General features: G+C 72.9%; 13 protein-coding genes. 2 read left to right on the top strand and 11 right to left on the bottom strand.

Going from position 1 to position 15,591, the window contains the following annotated elements:
• Nucleotides 1-33: 33 nt before the first annotated feature.
• From AB0C84_RS00150 to AB0C84_RS00115, 8 genes are all read right to left on the bottom strand, one after another.
• Complete coding sequence (locus AB0C84_RS00150) at nucleotides 34-1,545, bottom strand: ferredoxin (protein WP_361059478.1); 1,512 nt, start codon at nucleotides 1,543-1,545, stop codon at nucleotides 34-36.
• Nucleotides 1,542-2,477: a hypothetical protein gene (locus AB0C84_RS00145; RefSeq protein WP_361059475.1), complete on the bottom strand. Its 936-nt coding sequence runs from the start codon at nucleotides 2,475-2,477 to the stop codon at nucleotides 1,542-1,544. The genes AB0C84_RS00150 and AB0C84_RS00145 overlap by 4 nt, the downstream gene beginning before the upstream one ends.
• Nucleotides 2,478-2,499: 22 nt before the next feature.
• Nucleotides 2,500-4,548: a peptidoglycan DD-metalloendopeptidase family protein gene (locus AB0C84_RS00140; RefSeq protein WP_361059472.1), complete on the bottom strand. Its 2,049-nt coding sequence runs from the start codon at nucleotides 4,546-4,548 to the stop codon at nucleotides 2,500-2,502.
• A 921-nt stretch (nucleotides 4,549-5,469) separates the two neighbouring features.
• Nucleotides 5,470-6,597 carry a glycosyltransferase family 4 protein gene (locus AB0C84_RS00135; protein ID WP_361059469.1) on the bottom strand — a complete coding sequence of 376 codons (1,128 nt, stop codon included), beginning with the start codon at nucleotides 6,595-6,597 and terminating at the stop codon, nucleotides 5,470-5,472.
• A 70-nt stretch (nucleotides 6,598-6,667) separates the two neighbouring features.
• Nucleotides 6,668-8,296, bottom strand: a complete 1,629-nt coding sequence (locus tag AB0C84_RS00130) for a ubiquinol-cytochrome c reductase cytochrome b subunit (protein WP_179842923.1) — start codon at nucleotides 8,294-8,296, stop codon at nucleotides 6,668-6,670.
• A complete protein-coding gene (locus AB0C84_RS00125; protein WP_258938861.1) occupies nucleotides 8,293-9,390 on the bottom strand; it encodes a Rieske 2Fe-2S domain-containing protein in 1,098 nt (365 codons plus the stop codon). The genes AB0C84_RS00130 and AB0C84_RS00125 overlap by 4 nt, the downstream gene beginning before the upstream one ends.
• On the bottom strand, nucleotides 9,387-10,298 hold the full coding sequence (locus tag AB0C84_RS00120; protein WP_361059465.1) for a c-type cytochrome: 912 nt from the start codon (nucleotides 10,296-10,298) through the stop codon (nucleotides 9,387-9,389). The genes AB0C84_RS00125 and AB0C84_RS00120 overlap by 4 nt, the downstream gene beginning before the upstream one ends.
• Nucleotides 10,299-10,342: 44 nt before the next feature.
• Nucleotides 10,343-10,927, bottom strand: a complete 585-nt coding sequence (locus AB0C84_RS00115) for a heme-copper oxidase subunit III (RefSeq protein WP_258938860.1) — start codon at nucleotides 10,925-10,927, stop codon at nucleotides 10,343-10,345.
• Between the two features lie 163 nt (nucleotides 10,928-11,090).
• Here AB0C84_RS00115 and AB0C84_RS00110 point away from each other — a divergent pair, with 163 nt between their 5' ends.
• A complete protein-coding gene (locus AB0C84_RS00110; RefSeq protein ID WP_258938859.1) occupies nucleotides 11,091-11,513 on the top strand; it encodes a hypothetical protein in 423 nt (140 codons plus the stop codon).
• A 56-nt stretch (nucleotides 11,514-11,569) separates the two neighbouring features.
• Complete coding sequence (gene trpD / locus AB0C84_RS00105) at nucleotides 11,570-12,619, top strand: anthranilate phosphoribosyltransferase (protein WP_258938858.1); 1,050 nt, start codon at nucleotides 11,570-11,572, stop codon at nucleotides 12,617-12,619.
• A 34-nt stretch (nucleotides 12,620-12,653) separates the two neighbouring features.
• Here trpD and AB0C84_RS00100 read toward each other — a convergent pair whose 3' ends face one another.
• Genes AB0C84_RS00100 through AB0C84_RS00090 form a run of 3 tightly spaced genes read right to left on the bottom strand, consistent with a single transcriptional unit; the run spans nucleotide 12,654 to nucleotide 15,582 of the window.
• Nucleotides 12,654-13,463 (bottom strand): ABC transporter permease, encoded by an 810-nt coding sequence (locus tag AB0C84_RS00100; protein ID WP_361059459.1) that lies wholly within the window; start codon nucleotides 13,461-13,463, stop codon nucleotides 12,654-12,656.
• Nucleotides 13,463-14,377 (bottom strand): ABC transporter permease, encoded by a 915-nt coding sequence (locus AB0C84_RS00095; RefSeq protein WP_338742158.1) that lies wholly within the window; start codon nucleotides 14,375-14,377, stop codon nucleotides 13,463-13,465. Before AB0C84_RS00095 ends, AB0C84_RS00100 begins: the two co-directional genes overlap by 1 nt.
• Nucleotides 14,374-15,582: an ABC transporter substrate-binding protein gene (locus AB0C84_RS00090; RefSeq protein ID WP_361059456.1), complete on the bottom strand. Its 1,209-nt coding sequence runs from the start codon at nucleotides 15,580-15,582 to the stop codon at nucleotides 14,374-14,376. The genes AB0C84_RS00095 and AB0C84_RS00090 overlap by 4 nt, the downstream gene beginning before the upstream one ends.
• Between the last annotated feature and the right edge of the window lie 9 nt (nucleotides 15,583-15,591).

Here is a 15,591-nt window from a genome sequence, read left to right as displayed (position 1 = left end):
TGACCACCTGTTGTCATTTTTTCGCGCGGGAATTCAGCGCCGCGACGGCGCTCCGGGAACTCCGCCGACGACGCGCAGCGCCAATGCCGGGCACATCGCGACCGCCTTCTGGACGTCCTTCTCCATCCATGAGGGAATGTCGGTGCCGAGCACGACGGGAAAGCCGTACCGGTCGAGCTGGATCAGCTCGGGCACGAGATAGGCGCACAGGCCGTGCCCGTCGCACCGGCTCCAGTCGATCGCGACCCGCCCCTCCGAGCCGTCCGGCACCGGCAGCGGCAGGACCCCGTAGGTCGACTGGCCGCACCCGCCGCCCCACCGGTGCTCCTCGATGTCGGCGGTGAAGGCCTCCATCGCCGACAGGACGAACTTCGCCGTCCCGTCGGGGTGGGTGCAGGCGCCGCGGCCCCGGCCGACGCCGGCCGCGCGGCGCACGTCCTCCGCCGTCCCGGCCCCCTCGGTGAGCGCCATCAGCGACCGGACGACGTCGGGCAGCCCGAGCCGGCACGGCCCGCACTGCCCGGCGGACTGCGCGGCGAGGTAGGACGCGATCCGCGTGACCTCGCCGAGCGGGCAGGTGCCCTGGGTGAGCGGCAGGATGATCCCGGCGCCCACCGTCCCGCCCACGCGCCGCATCCCGGCGCGCGACAGCACCGCCCGCGACACCGCGGCCGGGTCGAGCCACATCCCGTGGTACCCGCCGACGAGCACGCCCGGCGACGGCGGCACCTCGCAGTGGTCGAGGACGGCCCGCAGCGGCGTGCCGAGCGGCGCCTCCACGACCTGCGTCCCGCCGATCGTCAGCAGCGTGGTACCCGGCTCGTCCTCGGTCCCGGCCGAGGCGTACAGGTCGGGCCCGAGGGAGACCAGCACCGCCAGCTGCGCGAACGTCTCGGTGTTGGACAGCAGCGTCGGGAAGCCGTCCACCCCCGAGTCGGACGCGCGGACCTTGACGCCCGGCGGGATCGGCGTCTCCCCGTTGATCGCGCGGATCACGGCGCCGCTCTCCCCCGAGATGAACCGCTCGGTCAGCCGCACGACCCGGGCGGGCATCCGCCGCTCGCTGATCGCGGCGCGGACCGACCGGGCGGCCTCGTCGCTCTCGACGGCCAGCACGATCCGCTGGGTGCCGAGGGCGCTCGCCGCGATCTGCGCGCCGTCGAGCACCAGGTGCGGGGCCCGGCCGAGCAGCACCTTGTCCTTGGCGCTGCCGGGCTCGCCCTCGGCGCCGTTGACCACCACGACGACGTCCTCGCTGGACCCGCGCTCGTCGCCCTTCTCGCCGGGCAGCAGCGCGGTCCGGTCGGCGGTCGGGTGGTTGACCCGCGCGGCGACCGCCATCAGCTTGCGGGCGAACGGGAACCCCGCCCCGCCGCGCCCCCTCAGGTCGACCTGCTCGGCCATGCGCACCAGGTCGTCCAGCGCCGGCGCGCGGAGCCTGCCGTGCACCGCCAGGTGCCGGTCGAGGTCCAGCCGGTCGAACCGGTCGAACCCGAGCGTCAGCCGCGGCCCGCCGATATTGGAGACGGTGACGGTCGAGGTCATCGGATCACCTCGGTGTCACGGCCCTGGCCGGTGACGGGCATGCCGCGCGGGTCCGCGACGGTCCTGCGGGAGTCCCCGAGGTCGTCCAGGTCCCGCCGGCCGCCGAAGTCCCGGCGCCCCCCGAAGTCGCGGGAGTCGTCGACGTCGCGCGGGTCGTCGAAGCGGTCCTCCTCCGCCCGGGCGCGCGCCCTCGCGGCGGCGCGTCCCTCCTCGTGCTCGCGCGCCGCCATGGCGCGCCGGTCGCGGCGCCGTCCGGCGCCGTCCGGCAGCGAGTACGCCTCGACGTCCTCGCCCGCCAGGTGGACGTCCCGCGGCTTGATCACCACGACCATGCGGGTGACCAGGGCGAGCACGACGAACACGACGCTCATCACGTAGCTGAGGACGACCCACGGCGCCGCGGCCCGCCCGGTGATCAGGCCGTGCACGATCGCGAGCGGCCAGGACACGTAGGCGACGGCGTGCATCGACCGCCACACCCAGGCCTTGCCGCGCAGCGCGAACCGCGCCCGCATCAGCCCGGTGACCACGATGAGGAGCATCAGGTCGGAGGCGATGGTGCCGAGGCCGATCGCGCCGCCGTCCGGCACGACGATCTGGACGGGCAGCGCGAGGCCGCTCATCACCTTCACCGTGACGTGCGCGACCAGCATCGCCGTCGCGATGACGGCGGAGGCGCGGTGCACCGCCTGGGCGAGCACCCGGTGCCGGATCTTCAGGATGAGGCGCTCGGTGGCCAGCAGCCCGCTCATCACCGCGGTGGTGAGGGCGACCAGCGCGAAGACCCCCGCGTAGAAGCTGAGGAAGTACTGCACGTTCGCGACCGCGACGGCGCCCTGCGGGGTCGCCGCGCCGACCAGCACCAGCACCGCGCCGGCGAGCACCACGCGCAGCGCCCAGGCGGGCACCGCGGGATCATCACTGTTGCGCATTCGCACCGCTCGGACTCCTGTTCTAGGTGGCGGCCGGCGCCGGAGCCCCGGCCGATCCGGCGCCGTCCTTCTTCGGCTTCTCGCCGGGGGACGGAGATGACGACGGAGGGTCGTCCGCTGCGGGGACCGGGCCGAGGTTGGCCAGCAGGCCCCCGGGAAGCACCTGCAGGACGCCGCGTTCGGCGAAGCCGAGGAGCGGCTTGGCGCGCTCGCGGAACGTCCAGCCGCCGATCTCGGCGCCGTCGAGCGGGACCGCCCCGCCGCCGCGGCGCAGCCCGAAGGCGACCTCGGGGCCCGGCGCGGCCGCTCCGCCGCAGGGCCGGGCGGCGCCGGTGCGGCCGAGCGCGTCGCCCTGCGCGACGACGCTGCCGTCGCGCAGCTCGGTGACGCTCCGCATGCCGTAGTACGTGGACGCGAGGCCGCTCGGGTGGATCACCATGACGACCGCGCCGGCCTGACCGGAGCAGAACCGGTAGAGCCGTCCGGCGCCGGCGGCGAGGACGCGGCCGTCGCCGCCGGAGAAGGCCAGCGACGCCAGCGGGCGCGAGGACGCGGCGTCGTCGGAGGTCGTCATCGACCATGCCTCCCCCGTCTTCCAGGGCAGCATCAGCCGGTCGCCCGCCCGCGTCCCGTTGACGAGCGTGGTGGCCTGCGCGGCGCTGAGCGCGCCGTACTTGCGCAGGAGCCGCGACTCCGACGGCGACATGAGGTTCGCGGGGGCGGCTCCGAGGAGCGCGGCGAAGGTCGTCGCGCCCGACAGCCCGACCTGCCACTGCCGTCCCGTCCAGTGGGCGGCGTAGAAGGCGAGCTCGGGGCCGGCCGCGCTGGACTCGGGAACCGGGATCGCGCTCGTGCCGAAGACCCAGGTCCGGTCGGCGCTCTGGCGGGTGGCGCCCACGAACGGCTGCCGCGTCAGCGCCGCACCGTAGGCCTGCCGCGCCGCGGCGCCCCGCTGGGCCAGCGTCAGCTTGCGGACCTGCGTGGCGAGGACCCCGAGGTCGGGTCCCGCCGGAGGGGCGGCCGTGCCGCCGCCGGTCCCGGGCCGCTGCTGGGGCTGCTGGGGCCGCGCGGGCGTCCCGCCCGTGCCGGGCTTCGGCGGCCGGATCGCGCGCTGCGAGCCGACCGGTCCCGAGGAGCCGCCGACGGGCCCGCCGTCGAGCAGGGCCCGCTCGGCGATGCCCAGCAGGGACAGCCCGACCGCGGTGGACAGGACGATCGCGCCGATGCTCAGCCGGTCGGCGGGCCGCCTGCCGCGGCGCGGCGTCGCCTTCGGCCCGGGGCGCGGCGGCGACTGGCGGCGCCGCTGCTCCGGTCGGGCGGGCCTGCGCCGGGAGCCGTCCCGCCCCGCGCGCGGCGGCTCCGCACGGCGGGGACGCCCGCCCCGCGCGGGGAACTCGCGGGACCGATCCCTCGCGGAGCGTCCCGCGCGCCCGCCGAGTCCCTCGACCCTGGCATCGAACCTCTCGGTGCGGTCGTCGCGCGGCTTGCCGCGGGCGTCGAACCGCTCCGTCCGGGCGTCCCGCTCGGCGCGGGGGGCGGGACGCCCGGTCGGGGTGTCGCGCCGCGTGGCCCGCGCGTCGAGCTGCTCGGTGCGGGCGTCGAACTGCTCGGTGCGGGCGTCCCGCCGCGCGTTCCGGGGGGCCGGCCGCTCGCCTCGGGCGTCGGGGCGCTCCGGTCGGGCGTCCCGGCGCGTGCGGGCGGCGTAGCCCGCGGGGTCGTAGCTGCCGCGCGCGTCGAAACGCCCGGTCGCGGCGTCGCCCCGCCGTTCGGCGGGCTCCGGCCACTGCGCCCGGGGGTGCGGCCGCTCGGTGCCCTTGCCGGAACGGCGCGCGCGGGCCTTGGACTCGCGGCGCTTGATCTCGCGCCGCGACGGCTCGCGCCGCGACGATCCGCGGCCCCGCTCGGACCAGTCCGGCTGCTCCGACCACCAGGACCCTTCGGGCCACTGGGGGTCCCCGGACCGGAGCCCCCGCTCGGGCTCGGGTCTCGTGGACGGGCGCGCGGGCGTCTCGGCCCACGGTGAAGCATGCGTTTGGCCCTGGGACGCATGCCCGTAATCGCGTCGCGCCATGCCCTCTCCTGTGGAGGAGACGGAGAGCACGGCGAACGCCGGTAGGTTCCGCGCCGCCGGGCCTGTCGCCCGGCGGCCGTCCCGCTGAGACATGACGGGACCGTGATGTCGGAGCCCGCTCGCTCCCACCACGATCCCCGGAACGGATTCTCGCGAATCCGCCCGATCACTCCGGGAGCATACGCCCCTGAAGCCTCGTAGATGTCAATCGATGCCAGAAAAGGCCGGTGACTCTCGTCCTGCGGGGCTGCGCTCATCACCTGTACGCACGGAGACCGCCCCGGGTTCACGCCTTCCGGCGCGCGTTCCGGTACCCCTCCCACCTGGGCGGATCGACATTCCGGCGGACAACGGCTTAGTGACGGCTGATCCGCTCATTAAGTGCGGGTTAACGCCACCGCGGCGGGCGGCCGGCGGCCCTAACTTCGGAAAAGCCGGCGGCCATGGACGCGGGCGGCGGCAGGAGGTGGCCCCATGACACGATCACCGCGACACGGGATCAGCCCGGGGGCCTCCTCTGCCTCCCGCGCGTCCACGGCCGGGCACCGTCGCGGGGCCGGGCCCCACGGTGCCGCACGCCGGGGCCGTGCCCCGCGCTCCCGTCCACGCGGACCCGATCCGTTCCCGCCTGCCGGCCCGCACGGCGCGCCCGTCTCCTGGTCCTCCCCCACGAGGGCGCCGGGCCGGCAGGCGGCGGATCACACCCACCCCGTCTCGGCAGGGGCGGTCCGCGCGGAACCGGTCTCCGGGGGCGGGGCATGCGCCCGCGGCGCCGTTCCGGGCCCGGACGCCTTCGAGCGTCCGGGCCCGGAGCGGCGTGCCCGCGGGTCCGGCGTGTTCAGGCGCCTTTGAGCCGCCGTCCCTGGGACGAGGACCCGCCTACGGCGCGGGGGCGGGTCCTCGTCCTGGGGGCGGTGTCGTTCAGGGCACGAGCAGCTTTCCCAGACGGGCCGCCTGGACGTCCCAGCGCCACTCGCGTTCGACCCAGGCCCGCCCCTTCTCCCCCATGGCGCGTGCCCGGTCCGGGTCAGCGAGGAAGCCCGCCACGGCCTCGGCGATGTCGGGGACGGAGCGGCCCGGGACCACAAGGCCCGTCTCGCCGTCCAGGACGGCGTCGGGGGCGCCGCCCGAGTCGCCCGCGACGACCGGGAGCCCGGTCGCGGACGCCTCCAGGTACACGATGCCGAGGCCTTCCACGTCAAGGCCGCGGCGGCGCGTACGGCAGGGCATCGCGAAGACGTCGCCCGCGTCGAAGTGGGCGGGCAGCTCTTCCCAGGGCACGCCGCCGGTGAAGACGACCGAACGGCCCACGTCGAGCGAGGCGGCAAGGCGCTCCAGGTCGCCGCGGTACGGGCCGCCGCCGACGAGGAGCAGCACGGCGTCCGGCACGGACTTCAGGACGCGCGGCCAGGCGTGGAGCAGGGCGTCCTGCCCCTTGCGCGGGACCAGGCGGGACACGCACACCGCCACCGGACGTCCGGCCAGCCCGTGCCGTTCCCGGATCTCCGCCCCGCCGGCGCCCCGGTGGAAGAGCGTCTCGTCGACGCCGGGCGCGAGCCGGGCCATCCGCGCCGCCGCCTCGGGCGACAGGGCCCGCGCCATCCGGGAGCGGGTGTACTCGCCGAGGTAGGTCAGGACGTCGACGCCGTCCCCGATGCGGCCCAGCAGGGTGCGCGCCACCGGCAGCGACGCCCAGCCGGCCTCGTGCCCGTGCGTGATCCCGACGAGCCGCCGCGCCCCGCGGCGCCGCAGCGCCGGGGCCAGCAGGCCGAGCGGCGCCGCCGCCCCGAACACGACCGAGTCGCAGTGCTCCGCGCGCAGCACGTCCGCGGCCCGGCGCAGCACGCCCGGCTCCGGGAGCATGAGGGAGCCCGGATGCCGGACGACGGGGAACGGCTGCGCCGCGTCGAACTCCGCGGCGCCCTTCCAGGCCGGGGCGTAGACGACGACCGAACCGGGCGGGCGCCGCACGGCGAGGCCGTGCACGAACGCCTGGATGCCGCCCGGCCGCGGCGGGAAGTCGTTGGTGACGAACAGCGTCCTGGTCATCGCGGGCGGCCCGGCACACGGAAGGGCCCGCCACCGGCGGTGCGGTGACGGGCCCTCGATGCGCGAACGGTCAGTGCCTGACCTCGTGCGACGTGGCGCCGCCCTCGATCTCGGCCTGCTCGCCGTGCGGGTGCTCCTCGACGGGGATGTCGTCGAAGGTCCACGCGCGGTTGAGCCGCGAGCGCAGGTGCCCGATCGGGCCCTTGGTGCCGGGCGCCGGGATGCCCTTGGCGTCCCGGGCCGGGGCCTCGGGCCGGGTGTTCTCCTTGGAGAGCAGGACGTGCCGCTCCTCCTCGCGCGGCGCCTCGTGCCGCTCGGAGAACTTCCCGTCCGGCGACATCATGATCACGCCGGCCTCCACGCCGTGCCCGATGACGTCGGCGTCCTTGCGCTGCAGGCCCAGGCAGATCCGCTTGGTGACGATGAACGCCACGATCGGCCCGAGGAAGAACGCGACCCGGAAGAACCAGGTCGTCGCGAACAGCGACACGTGGAACTTGTCCGCGATGACGTCGTTGGCGCCGGCGACCCACAGCAGCCCGTAGAAGGTGACCGCCGCGATGCCCGTCGCCGTGCGGACCGGGGCGTTGCGCGGCCGCTCGTTCACGTGGTGGTGGCGCTTGTCGCCGGTCACCCACTGCTCGACGAACGGCCAGGCGGCCGCGCCGCCGAACACGATGCCGAGCGGGACCAGCGCCGGGATCAGCACGTTGAAGCTGACCGTGTGGCCCCAGGCGGAGACCTCCCAGTTCGGCATGATGCGCAGCGCGCCTTCGAGGACGCCCATGTACCAGTCGGGCTGGGAGCCCGAGGAGATCGCGCCGGGGTCGTACGGGCCGAACAGCCAGATCGGGTTGATCTGCGCGAACGCGCCGAGCAGCGCCAGGACGCCGAAGGTGAACAGGAAGTAGGCGCCCGTCTTGGCCATGAAGACCGGGTAGAACGGGTAGCCGTACACCTGCTGCTCGCTCTGGTTCTTGACCGGCATCGCCGTGTGCTTCTGCACCCACATGATCATCATGTGCGCGGTGACCATGCCGAGCAGCAGCCCCGGGATCAGCAGGATGTGCAGCATGTACAGGCGCGGGACGATGTCCTGGCCGGGGAACTCGCCGCCGAACAGGAACATGTAGATGTAGGTGCCGACCACCGGGATCGACTCCGCGACGCCCTGCGTGATGCGCAGGCCGGTGCCGGAAAGCAGGTCGTCGGGCAGCGAGTACCCGAACAGGCCCTCCAGCATGCCCAGCGTGAACATGCCGATGCCGATCAGCCAGTTCAGCTCGCGCGGCTTGCGGTAGGCGCCGGTGAAGAACACGCGCAGCATGTGCGCGAGGATCGACGCCATGAACAGGATCGCGGCCCAGTGGTGGATCTGCCGCATGAGCAGGCCGCCGCGCACGTCGAACGTGATGTGCAGCGTCGAGGCGTAGGCCTCGGACATCTTCACGCCCTGCAGCTTCGTGTACGAGCCGTTGTACACGGTCTCCGTCATGCTCGGCTGGAACCAGAGCGTCAGGAACGTCCCGGTCAGCAGCAGGATGATGAAGGAGTACAGGGCGATCTCGCCCAGCATGAAGGACCAGTGGTCCGGAAAGACCTTCTTCATGTTCCGCTTGAAGAAGGTGGTGGAGCCGAGGCGGTCGTCGAGGAACGTCAGCGGCGCCTCGACCGCCTTCGGAGCTGTCGCCTCGCTCATCCGCGCTCCCAGAAGCTCGGTCCGACGGGTTCGTGGTAGTCGCTCGTGGCGATGAGGTACCCGTCCTCGACGGACAGCGGCAGCTGCGGCAGCGACCGGGCCGCCGGCCCGAAGATGACCTTCGCCGCGTCGGTGGCGTCGAACGTCGACTGGTGGCACGGGCACAGGATGTGGTGGGTGGTCTGCTCGTACAGGGCCGCGGGGCAGCCGACGTGCGTGCAGACCTTGGAGTAGGCGACGATCCCGTTGACGTGCCAGTTCTCGCGGCCCTTGGCGGGCTTGAACTGGTCCGCGGGGATGTTGATGAGGATGGTGACGGCCTTGGCGTTCTGGGTCAGCACCTGGTCCTCGGGGAGCTCCTCCTCGATCCCCTCCGGCAGGACGGTGATCATCGAGCCCGGGGAGGAGAAGTCGCTGACGCGCAGCGGCTTGTTGGTGCCGTCCACGACCAGGCGGGCGCCCTGCTTGCCCTCGGCCTTCGCCTTCTTGACGGCCTCGCCCCAGTAGGTGTGGCGGAGCCGCTTCTCCGGCAGCGGGCCGAGGTCGCGCAGCAGCACCAGCGGGGCCAGGCCGAGCGGCGCGGCGGCCAGCAGCAGCGTGCGGCGCAGCAGGGGCCGCTTGGTGATGCCGCTGTCGTCGGCGCCTTCCAGGAAGTCCTCGGTGAAGGCCGCCCGGGTCTCCTCGTCGGCGGCCAGCTCGTGGCGCTCCTGGACGATCGGCTTGCTGGTCATCAGGCGGCGCACCCAGATGGTGACGCCGAAGGCCATCGCGAGGAACGACAGCGCCATCAGGCCGCCGAGCCACAGGTTGCTCTCGCGCGCCCGGGTGACGCCGTGCATGCCGCCGTCGCGGCCGCTCCAGCCGATGAAGTAGGCGATGAACGCCACGCTGGCGGCGAACGCGACCAGGAACAGCGTCGCGACGATCCGCTCGGCGCGCTTGGCCGACGCCTCGTCGAGCTGGTCTCCCACGCCCGCGGGCGCCGAAATGTCGTCCTCGGCCAGCAGGGCCTTCTCCCGCGCGGGGGACGGCGTGCCGATCACGCGTTCGCGCGGGCCGGGCCGGCCCGCCGTGTCCTTGTTGTCGTCGCTCATGACTTCTTCAGCTTCTTCGGCTTCTTCGCGGTGATCCACATGGCGGCGAGGACCAGCAGGCCGATGCCGGCCAGCCAGCCGGCCAGCCCCTCGGTCACCGGGCCGATGCGGCCGAGGCCGTTACCGCCGGGGTTCGGTTCCTCGCGCGTCTGGACGAGGTAGGCGATGATCGCCTGCTTGTCCTTCGGCGTGAGCGTGGTGTCGTTGAACACCGGCATCGCCTGCGGGCCGGTCAGCATGGCCTCGTACATCTGCGTGGGCGTGACGTCGGTGTTCGACAGCGAGGGCGCGTACTTGCCGCCGGTCAGCGCGCCGCCCTGGCCGGTGAAGTTGTGGCACTGGGCGCAGTTGGTGCGGAACAGCTTCCCGCCGAGCGCGACGTTGCCGGTCTTCGGGTCCACGGCCGACGCCGGGGGGACCGCCGGGCCGCCGCCGAGCGAGGCGACGTAGGCGCTCAGGTCGGACAGGTTCTTCTCGGCCTGCGCCTTCTGCTTCTCGGCCGCCTCCCGCTTGTCCTTCTCCTCGTAGTCGGTCTTGAGCGAGGTGTTGAACTCGGGGATCGGCGTCTTGCGCGGGATCTGCGCGCCGGGGTTCGCCGCCGGCATGCGGCCCGAGCCGACCTGGAAGTCGACGGCCGCGGCGCCCACGCCGATGAGGCTCGGGGCGATCGGGTTGCCCTTGGCGTCCTTGGTGCCCTCGGCGTTCAGCCCGTGGCAGCTCGCACAGTTCTTGTTGAAGAGCTGCTGGCCGTTCTTCAGGTCCTGCGCCGCCTGGGCGGTGGTCTGCGCCTCTGCGCGGTCAGTCCGCGGCGAGAAGCCGGCGTAGATCGCGCCGATCGCCGCCAGGGCCGCCAGCACGACGGCGTAGCCCGCCCACGGGCGCCGTCGCCATGCGGTGATCCTTTTCACGGAAGTCCCCGTTCGGGTCAAGTCGGTCGGGTCGGTCGGGTCGTTCAGAGGTCGAGCAGGTAGACGACCGAGAACAGGCCGATCCACACCACGTCGACGAAGTGCCAGTAGTAGGAGACGACGATCGCGCTCGTCGCCTGCTCGTGCGTCCACCGTTTGGCGGCGTAGGTGCGTCCCAGGAGGAACAGGAACGCGACGAGGCCGCCGACGACGTGCAGGCCGTGGAAGCCGGTGGCCAGGTAGAAGACCGAGCCGTAGGCCGAGGACGAGAAGGTGAGGCCGTCCTTGGAGACCAGCTGGGAGTACTCGTAGCCCTGGCCGGCGACGAAGTAGGCGCCCATGAGGAACGAGAGCACGTACCACTCGCGCAGGCCCCAGCGCGCCACGTTGAACACGCTTCCGTCACGTCCGACCTTGCCCGCCTCGGCCTTGAACACGCCCATCTGGCAGGTGACCGAGGAGAGCACCAGGACGGTCGTGTTGATCGCCGAAAGCGGCAGGTCCAGCGGGGCGCCCGGCCAGGCGTGGTGGCCGGACTGGCCGATCGTCACAGAGCGGATCGTGAAGAACATCGCGAACAGCGCCGCGAAGAACATCAGCTCGGACGACAGCCAAACGATCGTCCCCACGCTGACCAGATTGGGACGGTTCGCCCGTGCGTGAGGTGTTGTCTCTATCGCGGATGCTGTCACGCCAGCATTATTGCGCCCCTATCCAGTGAGTGACGCATGACCCCCCTCCTTGGGTTCCCCGAGCGTGTCACCAGTGCCGCGACCCGGTACCCTCACGTCCATGAGCACCGCCCCGGAGAGTCCGATGAAGATCCTCGTCTACAGCGACGACGCGAACACCCGCGCCGAGATCCGGATGGCGATCGGGCGCCGGCCCGCCGCCGACCTCCCCAAGGTCGAGTTCGAGGAGTGCGCCACCCAGCCGGCCGTCGTGGCGCGGCTCGACCAGGGCGGCGTCGACGTCCTGATCGTCGACGGCGAGGCGCAGCCCGCGGGCGGTCTCGGCGTGTGCCGGCAGGCCAAGGACGAGGTGTACGACTGCCCGCCCGTCCTCGCGATCATCGGCCGCCGCGACGACGGCTGGCTCGCCACCTGGTCGCGCGCCGACGCCGTGGTGGGCCTGCCCATCGACCCGATGGCCTTCGCGAACGCCCTCGCCGGCCTCATGCGGCAGCGGCTCCAGAACCGCCTTCCGGCCCTGTAGCTCCCCGCACGACGCACCGCCCCCTACAACGCACCCACCACGACCCTGTAGGCGACATGGACGCGCGCACCACCTGGCCCGGACTGCTCAACGCCCTCGTGTCGGGCGACTCGCTGTCCAGCGAGGAGACCTCCTGGGCCATGAACAGCATCATGTCCGGCGAGGCCACCGACGTGCAGATCGCGGGCTTCGCCGTGGCGCTGCGCGCCAAGGGCGAGACGGTCGAGGAGGTCACCGGCCTCGCCAGGGGCATGATGGACAACGCCACGCCCATCGAGGTGCCCGGCCGCATCGCCGACCTCGTCGGGACGGGCGGCGACCGGGGCCACACCGTCAACATCTCCACGATGGCCGCCGTGGTGGCGGCCGCGGCGGGCGTGCGGGTCGTCAAGCACGGCAACCGGGCCGCGTCGTCCTCCTGCGGCGCCGCCGACCTGCTGGAGCACCTGGGCGTCGCGATCGACCTGTCCCCCGAGGCCACCGCCCGGGTCGCCGACGAGGTCGGCATCACCTTCTGCTTCGCGCCGCTCTACCACCCGGCGCTGAAGTACGCCTCGCGCACCCGCAGCGAGCTGGGCACGCCGACGGTCTTCAACTTCCTCGGCCCGCTGACGAACCCTGCGCGCCCCCTGGCGCAGGCCGTCGGGGTCTTCCACCCGCGGATGGCGGGCGTGATGGCGGGCGTGTTCGCCGCGCGCGGCTGCTCCTCGCTGGTGTTCCGGGGCGACGACGGGCTCGACGAGCTGACCACCACGGGCACCTCCACGGTGTGGGTCGTGCGCGACGGGACGGCGACGGAGACGACGTTCGACCCCGCCGACCTCGGCATCCCGCCCGCGAAGCCGGAGGACCTGCGCGGCGCCGACGCGGTGTTCAACGGGCGGGTGGCGCGCGAGACGTTCGACGGGCGGCCGGGGCCCGTCCGCGACATGGTCCTGCTGAACGCCGCCGCGCTGATCACCGCCTACGAGGGGGCGCCGCCCGCCGACGACCTCACCGCCACGCTGGGGGCCGCCTACGAGCGCGCCGCCGCAGCGGTCGACTCGGGAGGCGCCGCCACCCTCCTCGACCGCTGGGTCGACGCCTCCCGGCGCCTGCGGGGCTGACGCTCAGCCCGGCTCACCGCCGCCCCGCCCCGCCTCACGCGACGCCGCGGGCGCCGCTGGACAGCCGCTGCGCGATCCAGATCGGGATCACCGACAGGACGATCAGGGCGGCGGCGAGCACGTTGACGACCGGGGCCTGGTTGGGCCGGAACAGGTTGCTGAAGATCCAGATCGGCAGGGTCTGGGCGCCCGGCCCGGCGGTGAACGTGGTCACGATGATCTCGTCGAAGGACAGCGCGAACGACAGCAGGCCCCCGGCGAGCAGCGCCGAGCGCAGCGCCGGGAACGTGACGTGCCAGAACGTCTGGAACGTGTCGGCGCCGAGATCGGCGGACGCCTCCTCCAGGCTGGTGCCCGTGCGCCGCAGCCGGGCGAGCACGTTGTTGAAGATCGTGACGACGCAGAACGTGGCATGCCCGACGATCACGGTGAACAGGCCGAGCCCGACCCCGAGCGGCTTCAGCACCACCTGGAAGGCGTTGCTGAGCGCGATGCCGGTGACGATGCCGGGCAGCGCGATCGGCAGCACCACGACCAGCGACACCGTCTCGCGTCCGAAGAACCGGTACCGCGACACCGCGAAGGCGGCCATGCTGCCGAGGACGAGCGCGACGGCCGTCGCGCCGAGGCCCGCCTTCAGGCTGGTGAGGACGGCCTCCCGGGCGCCCTCGTTGTGCAGCGCCTGCGACCACCAGCGCCCGGTGAACCCCGACGGCGGCCAGCCGAACGCGCTGTCGGCGTTGAAGGAGTTGACCAGCACGACCAGCAGCGGCACGTAGACGACGGCGAGTCCGAGGAACATCACGACGCGCAGGGCGATCCGCGCGGCGGGCGAGAGGGTCATCACAGCTCCCTGAGCGCGCCGGTGCGGCGGGCCGCGGCGAGGTAGCCGAGCATCACCACCACCGGGATCGTGGCGACCGCCGCCGCGAACGGCAGGTTGTTGGCGGCGCCGATGTTGTCGTAGACGACGTTGCCGAGCAGCTGGCTCCGGCCGCCGACGATCTTCACGGTGATGTAGTCGCCGAGCGACAGCGAGAACGTGAAGATCGATCCGGCCACCAGCGAGGGGAAGACCAGCGGCAGCACGACCGACCGCAGGGTGCGCAGCGGGCGCGCGCCGAGGTCGCCGGAGGCGTCCAGCAGCGAGTCCGGGAGCCGCTCCAGGCCCGCGTAGAGCGGCAGGATCATGTAGGGCAGCCACAGGTAGGCCAGCACGATCACGGTCGCCGTGAGCCCGTAGCCGGGGCTGGAGAGCCCGAACGGGCCCAGCACCTGGTCCAGGAGGCCGCCCTGCGACAGCATCACCCGCCACGCGTACGCCTTGACGAGGTAGGCGGCCCACAGCGGCGCCAGGATCGCGATCACCAGGTAGGGCCGGTGCCGCGGCCTGGCGACCTTGGCCATGTACAGCGCCATCGGGAAGCCGATGGCGGTGTCGATGAGGGTGACGGCCGCCGCGACGCCGAGGCTGCGCAGCGCGACCGTCCGGTAGACCGGCTCGTCGAGCAGGGTCTGGAAGTTGGCGAGCGTGAACTGCCGCACGACCTCGCCGGTGAAGACGTCGGTGGTCCAGAACGCGGTCAGGAAGATCGCGGCGAGCGCGCCGAGATAGACGACGACCAGCCAGGCGAGCGGCGCCGACAGCAGCAGCGACAGGCGCAGCCGCGGGCGGCGGTGCAGCAGGGCCGCCGCCCGGCGCCGGGTACCCGGCGCCGGGCGGTCGTCCTTCCCGCCGGTGAGGGCGGAGCCGGTCATCCCTTGATCGTGGTCCACGCCTGGGTCCACTTGGAGTAGTCGACGCACTTGACGTCCTTGCGCCCGTCGAGGCACTGGGCGATCGGCGTCGTCCAGAAGTGCACCTTCGAGAAGTAGTTCTCGTCGGTGGCGTGGAAGGTGTCGCAGTGGGTCTTGTCCGCGGTCTCCCGGCACGCCTTGGCGTTCGCCGGGGCCTCACCGAACCACTCGGCGACCTGCGCGTTCGCCTTGGGGGACACGATCCAGTCCATCCACTTGTAGGCGCAGTTGGGGTTCTTGGCCTTCGCGCCGACCATCCACGTGTCCGACCAGCCGGTGGAGCCCTCCTTGGGCAGGGCCACCTCGACCGGGGCCTTCTCGCCCTTGGCGAGGTTGGCGATGACCTGCCACGTCGTCCCGAGGACCGAGTCGCCGCTCTTGAACGCCTGGACCTCCTTGGTGTAGTCGGACCAGTACTCGCCGATGAGCCCGCGCTGGGTCTTCAGCAGCTCGACGGCCGCGTCGAACTGCTTCTGGTCGAGCGAGTACGGGTCCTTGATGCCGAGCTCGGGCTTGGCCGTCTTCAGGTAGAGGGCGGCGTCGGCGATGTAGATCGGCGAGTCGTAGGCGGTGATCTTCCCCTTGTACGGGGAGTTGGCGTCGAACACCGCGCCCCACGAGTCGGGGGCCGTCTTGACCTTGTCGGTGCGCCACATGAGCAGGTTGGCGCCGCGGCCGTGCGGGATGCCGTAGGCGACGTTGTTCACCGAGTTCCACGGCTTCATCTTCAGCCCGGCGAAGATGTCGGCGTAGTTCGGCACGAGCCCGGTGTTGACCGGCGCGACCGTCCCGGAGGCGATCAGCCGCAGCGAGGCGTCGCCGGAGGCGGAGACCGCGTCGTACTCACCGGTCTTCATCAGGGTCACCATCTCGTCGGACGTGCCGGCGACCTTGGTGTTGACCTTGCAGCCGGTCTGCTTCTCGAACGGGGTGACCCAGTCGACCTTGGGGTCGTTGGAGCCGTCCTCGGCGTACCCGGCCCAGGCGACCAGGTTGACCTGGCCCTCGCCCTGGCCGAGCGACTTCTGCATCGCGACCTTGGGGACCTGGAAGCCGCCCTGCCCTGCTCCGGTCGCCTTGTCGCCCGAGTCGCCGCCGCAGGCGGCGGCCGCCAGTCCGATCGCCAGCGTCGCCGCAGCGGCGGCCGCCATGCGCGTGGACCACATGGGGAACTC

The organism is Actinomadura sp. NPDC048955 (assembly GCF_040649435.1).
Lineage (GTDB): Bacteria > Actinomycetota > Actinomycetes > Streptosporangiales > Streptosporangiaceae > Spirillospora > Spirillospora luteofluorescens.
Note: the sequence above shows the minus strand (reverse complement) of the source record. Positions and strands in the feature narration are given on the sequence as shown.

What these genes read in the sequence shown, in the direction of transcription:
- AB0C84_RS00150 (WP_361059478.1), bottom strand. Translation starts at nt 1,545, where the DNA reads ATGACCTCGACCGTCACCGTCTCCAATATCGGCGGGCCGCGGCTGACG.
- AB0C84_RS00145 (WP_361059475.1), bottom strand. Translation starts at nt 2,477, where the DNA reads ATGCGCAACAGTGATGATCCCGCGGTGCCCGCCTGGGCGCTGCGCGTG.
- AB0C84_RS00140 (WP_361059472.1), bottom strand. Translation starts at nt 4,548, where the DNA reads ATGGCGCGACGCGATTACGGGCATGCGTCCCAGGGCCAAACGCATGCT.
- AB0C84_RS00135 (WP_361059469.1), bottom strand. Translation starts at nt 6,597, where the DNA reads ATGACCAGGACGCTGTTCGTCACCAACGACTTCCCGCCGCGGCCGGGC.
- AB0C84_RS00130 (WP_179842923.1), bottom strand. Translation starts at nt 8,296, where the DNA reads ATGAGCGAGGCGACAGCTCCGAAGGCGGTCGAGGCGCCGCTGACGTTC.
- AB0C84_RS00125 (WP_258938861.1), bottom strand. Translation starts at nt 9,390, where the DNA reads ATGAGCGACGACAACAAGGACACGGCGGGCCGGCCCGGCCCGCGCGAA.
- AB0C84_RS00110 (WP_258938859.1), top strand. Translation starts at nt 11,091, where the DNA reads ATGAGCACCGCCCCGGAGAGTCCGATGAAGATCCTCGTCTACAGCGAC.
- trpD (WP_258938858.1), top strand. Translation starts at nt 11,570, where the DNA reads ATGGACGCGCGCACCACCTGGCCCGGACTGCTCAACGCCCTCGTGTCG.
- AB0C84_RS00100 (WP_361059459.1), bottom strand. Translation starts at nt 13,463, where the DNA reads ATGACCCTCTCGCCCGCCGCGCGGATCGCCCTGCGCGTCGTGATGTTC.
- AB0C84_RS00095 (WP_338742158.1), bottom strand. Translation starts at nt 14,377, where the DNA reads ATGACCGGCTCCGCCCTCACCGGCGGGAAGGACGACCGCCCGGCGCCG.
- AB0C84_RS00090 (WP_361059456.1), bottom strand. Translation starts at nt 15,582, where the DNA reads ATGTGGTCCACGCGCATGGCGGCCGCCGCTGCGGCGACGCTGGCGATC.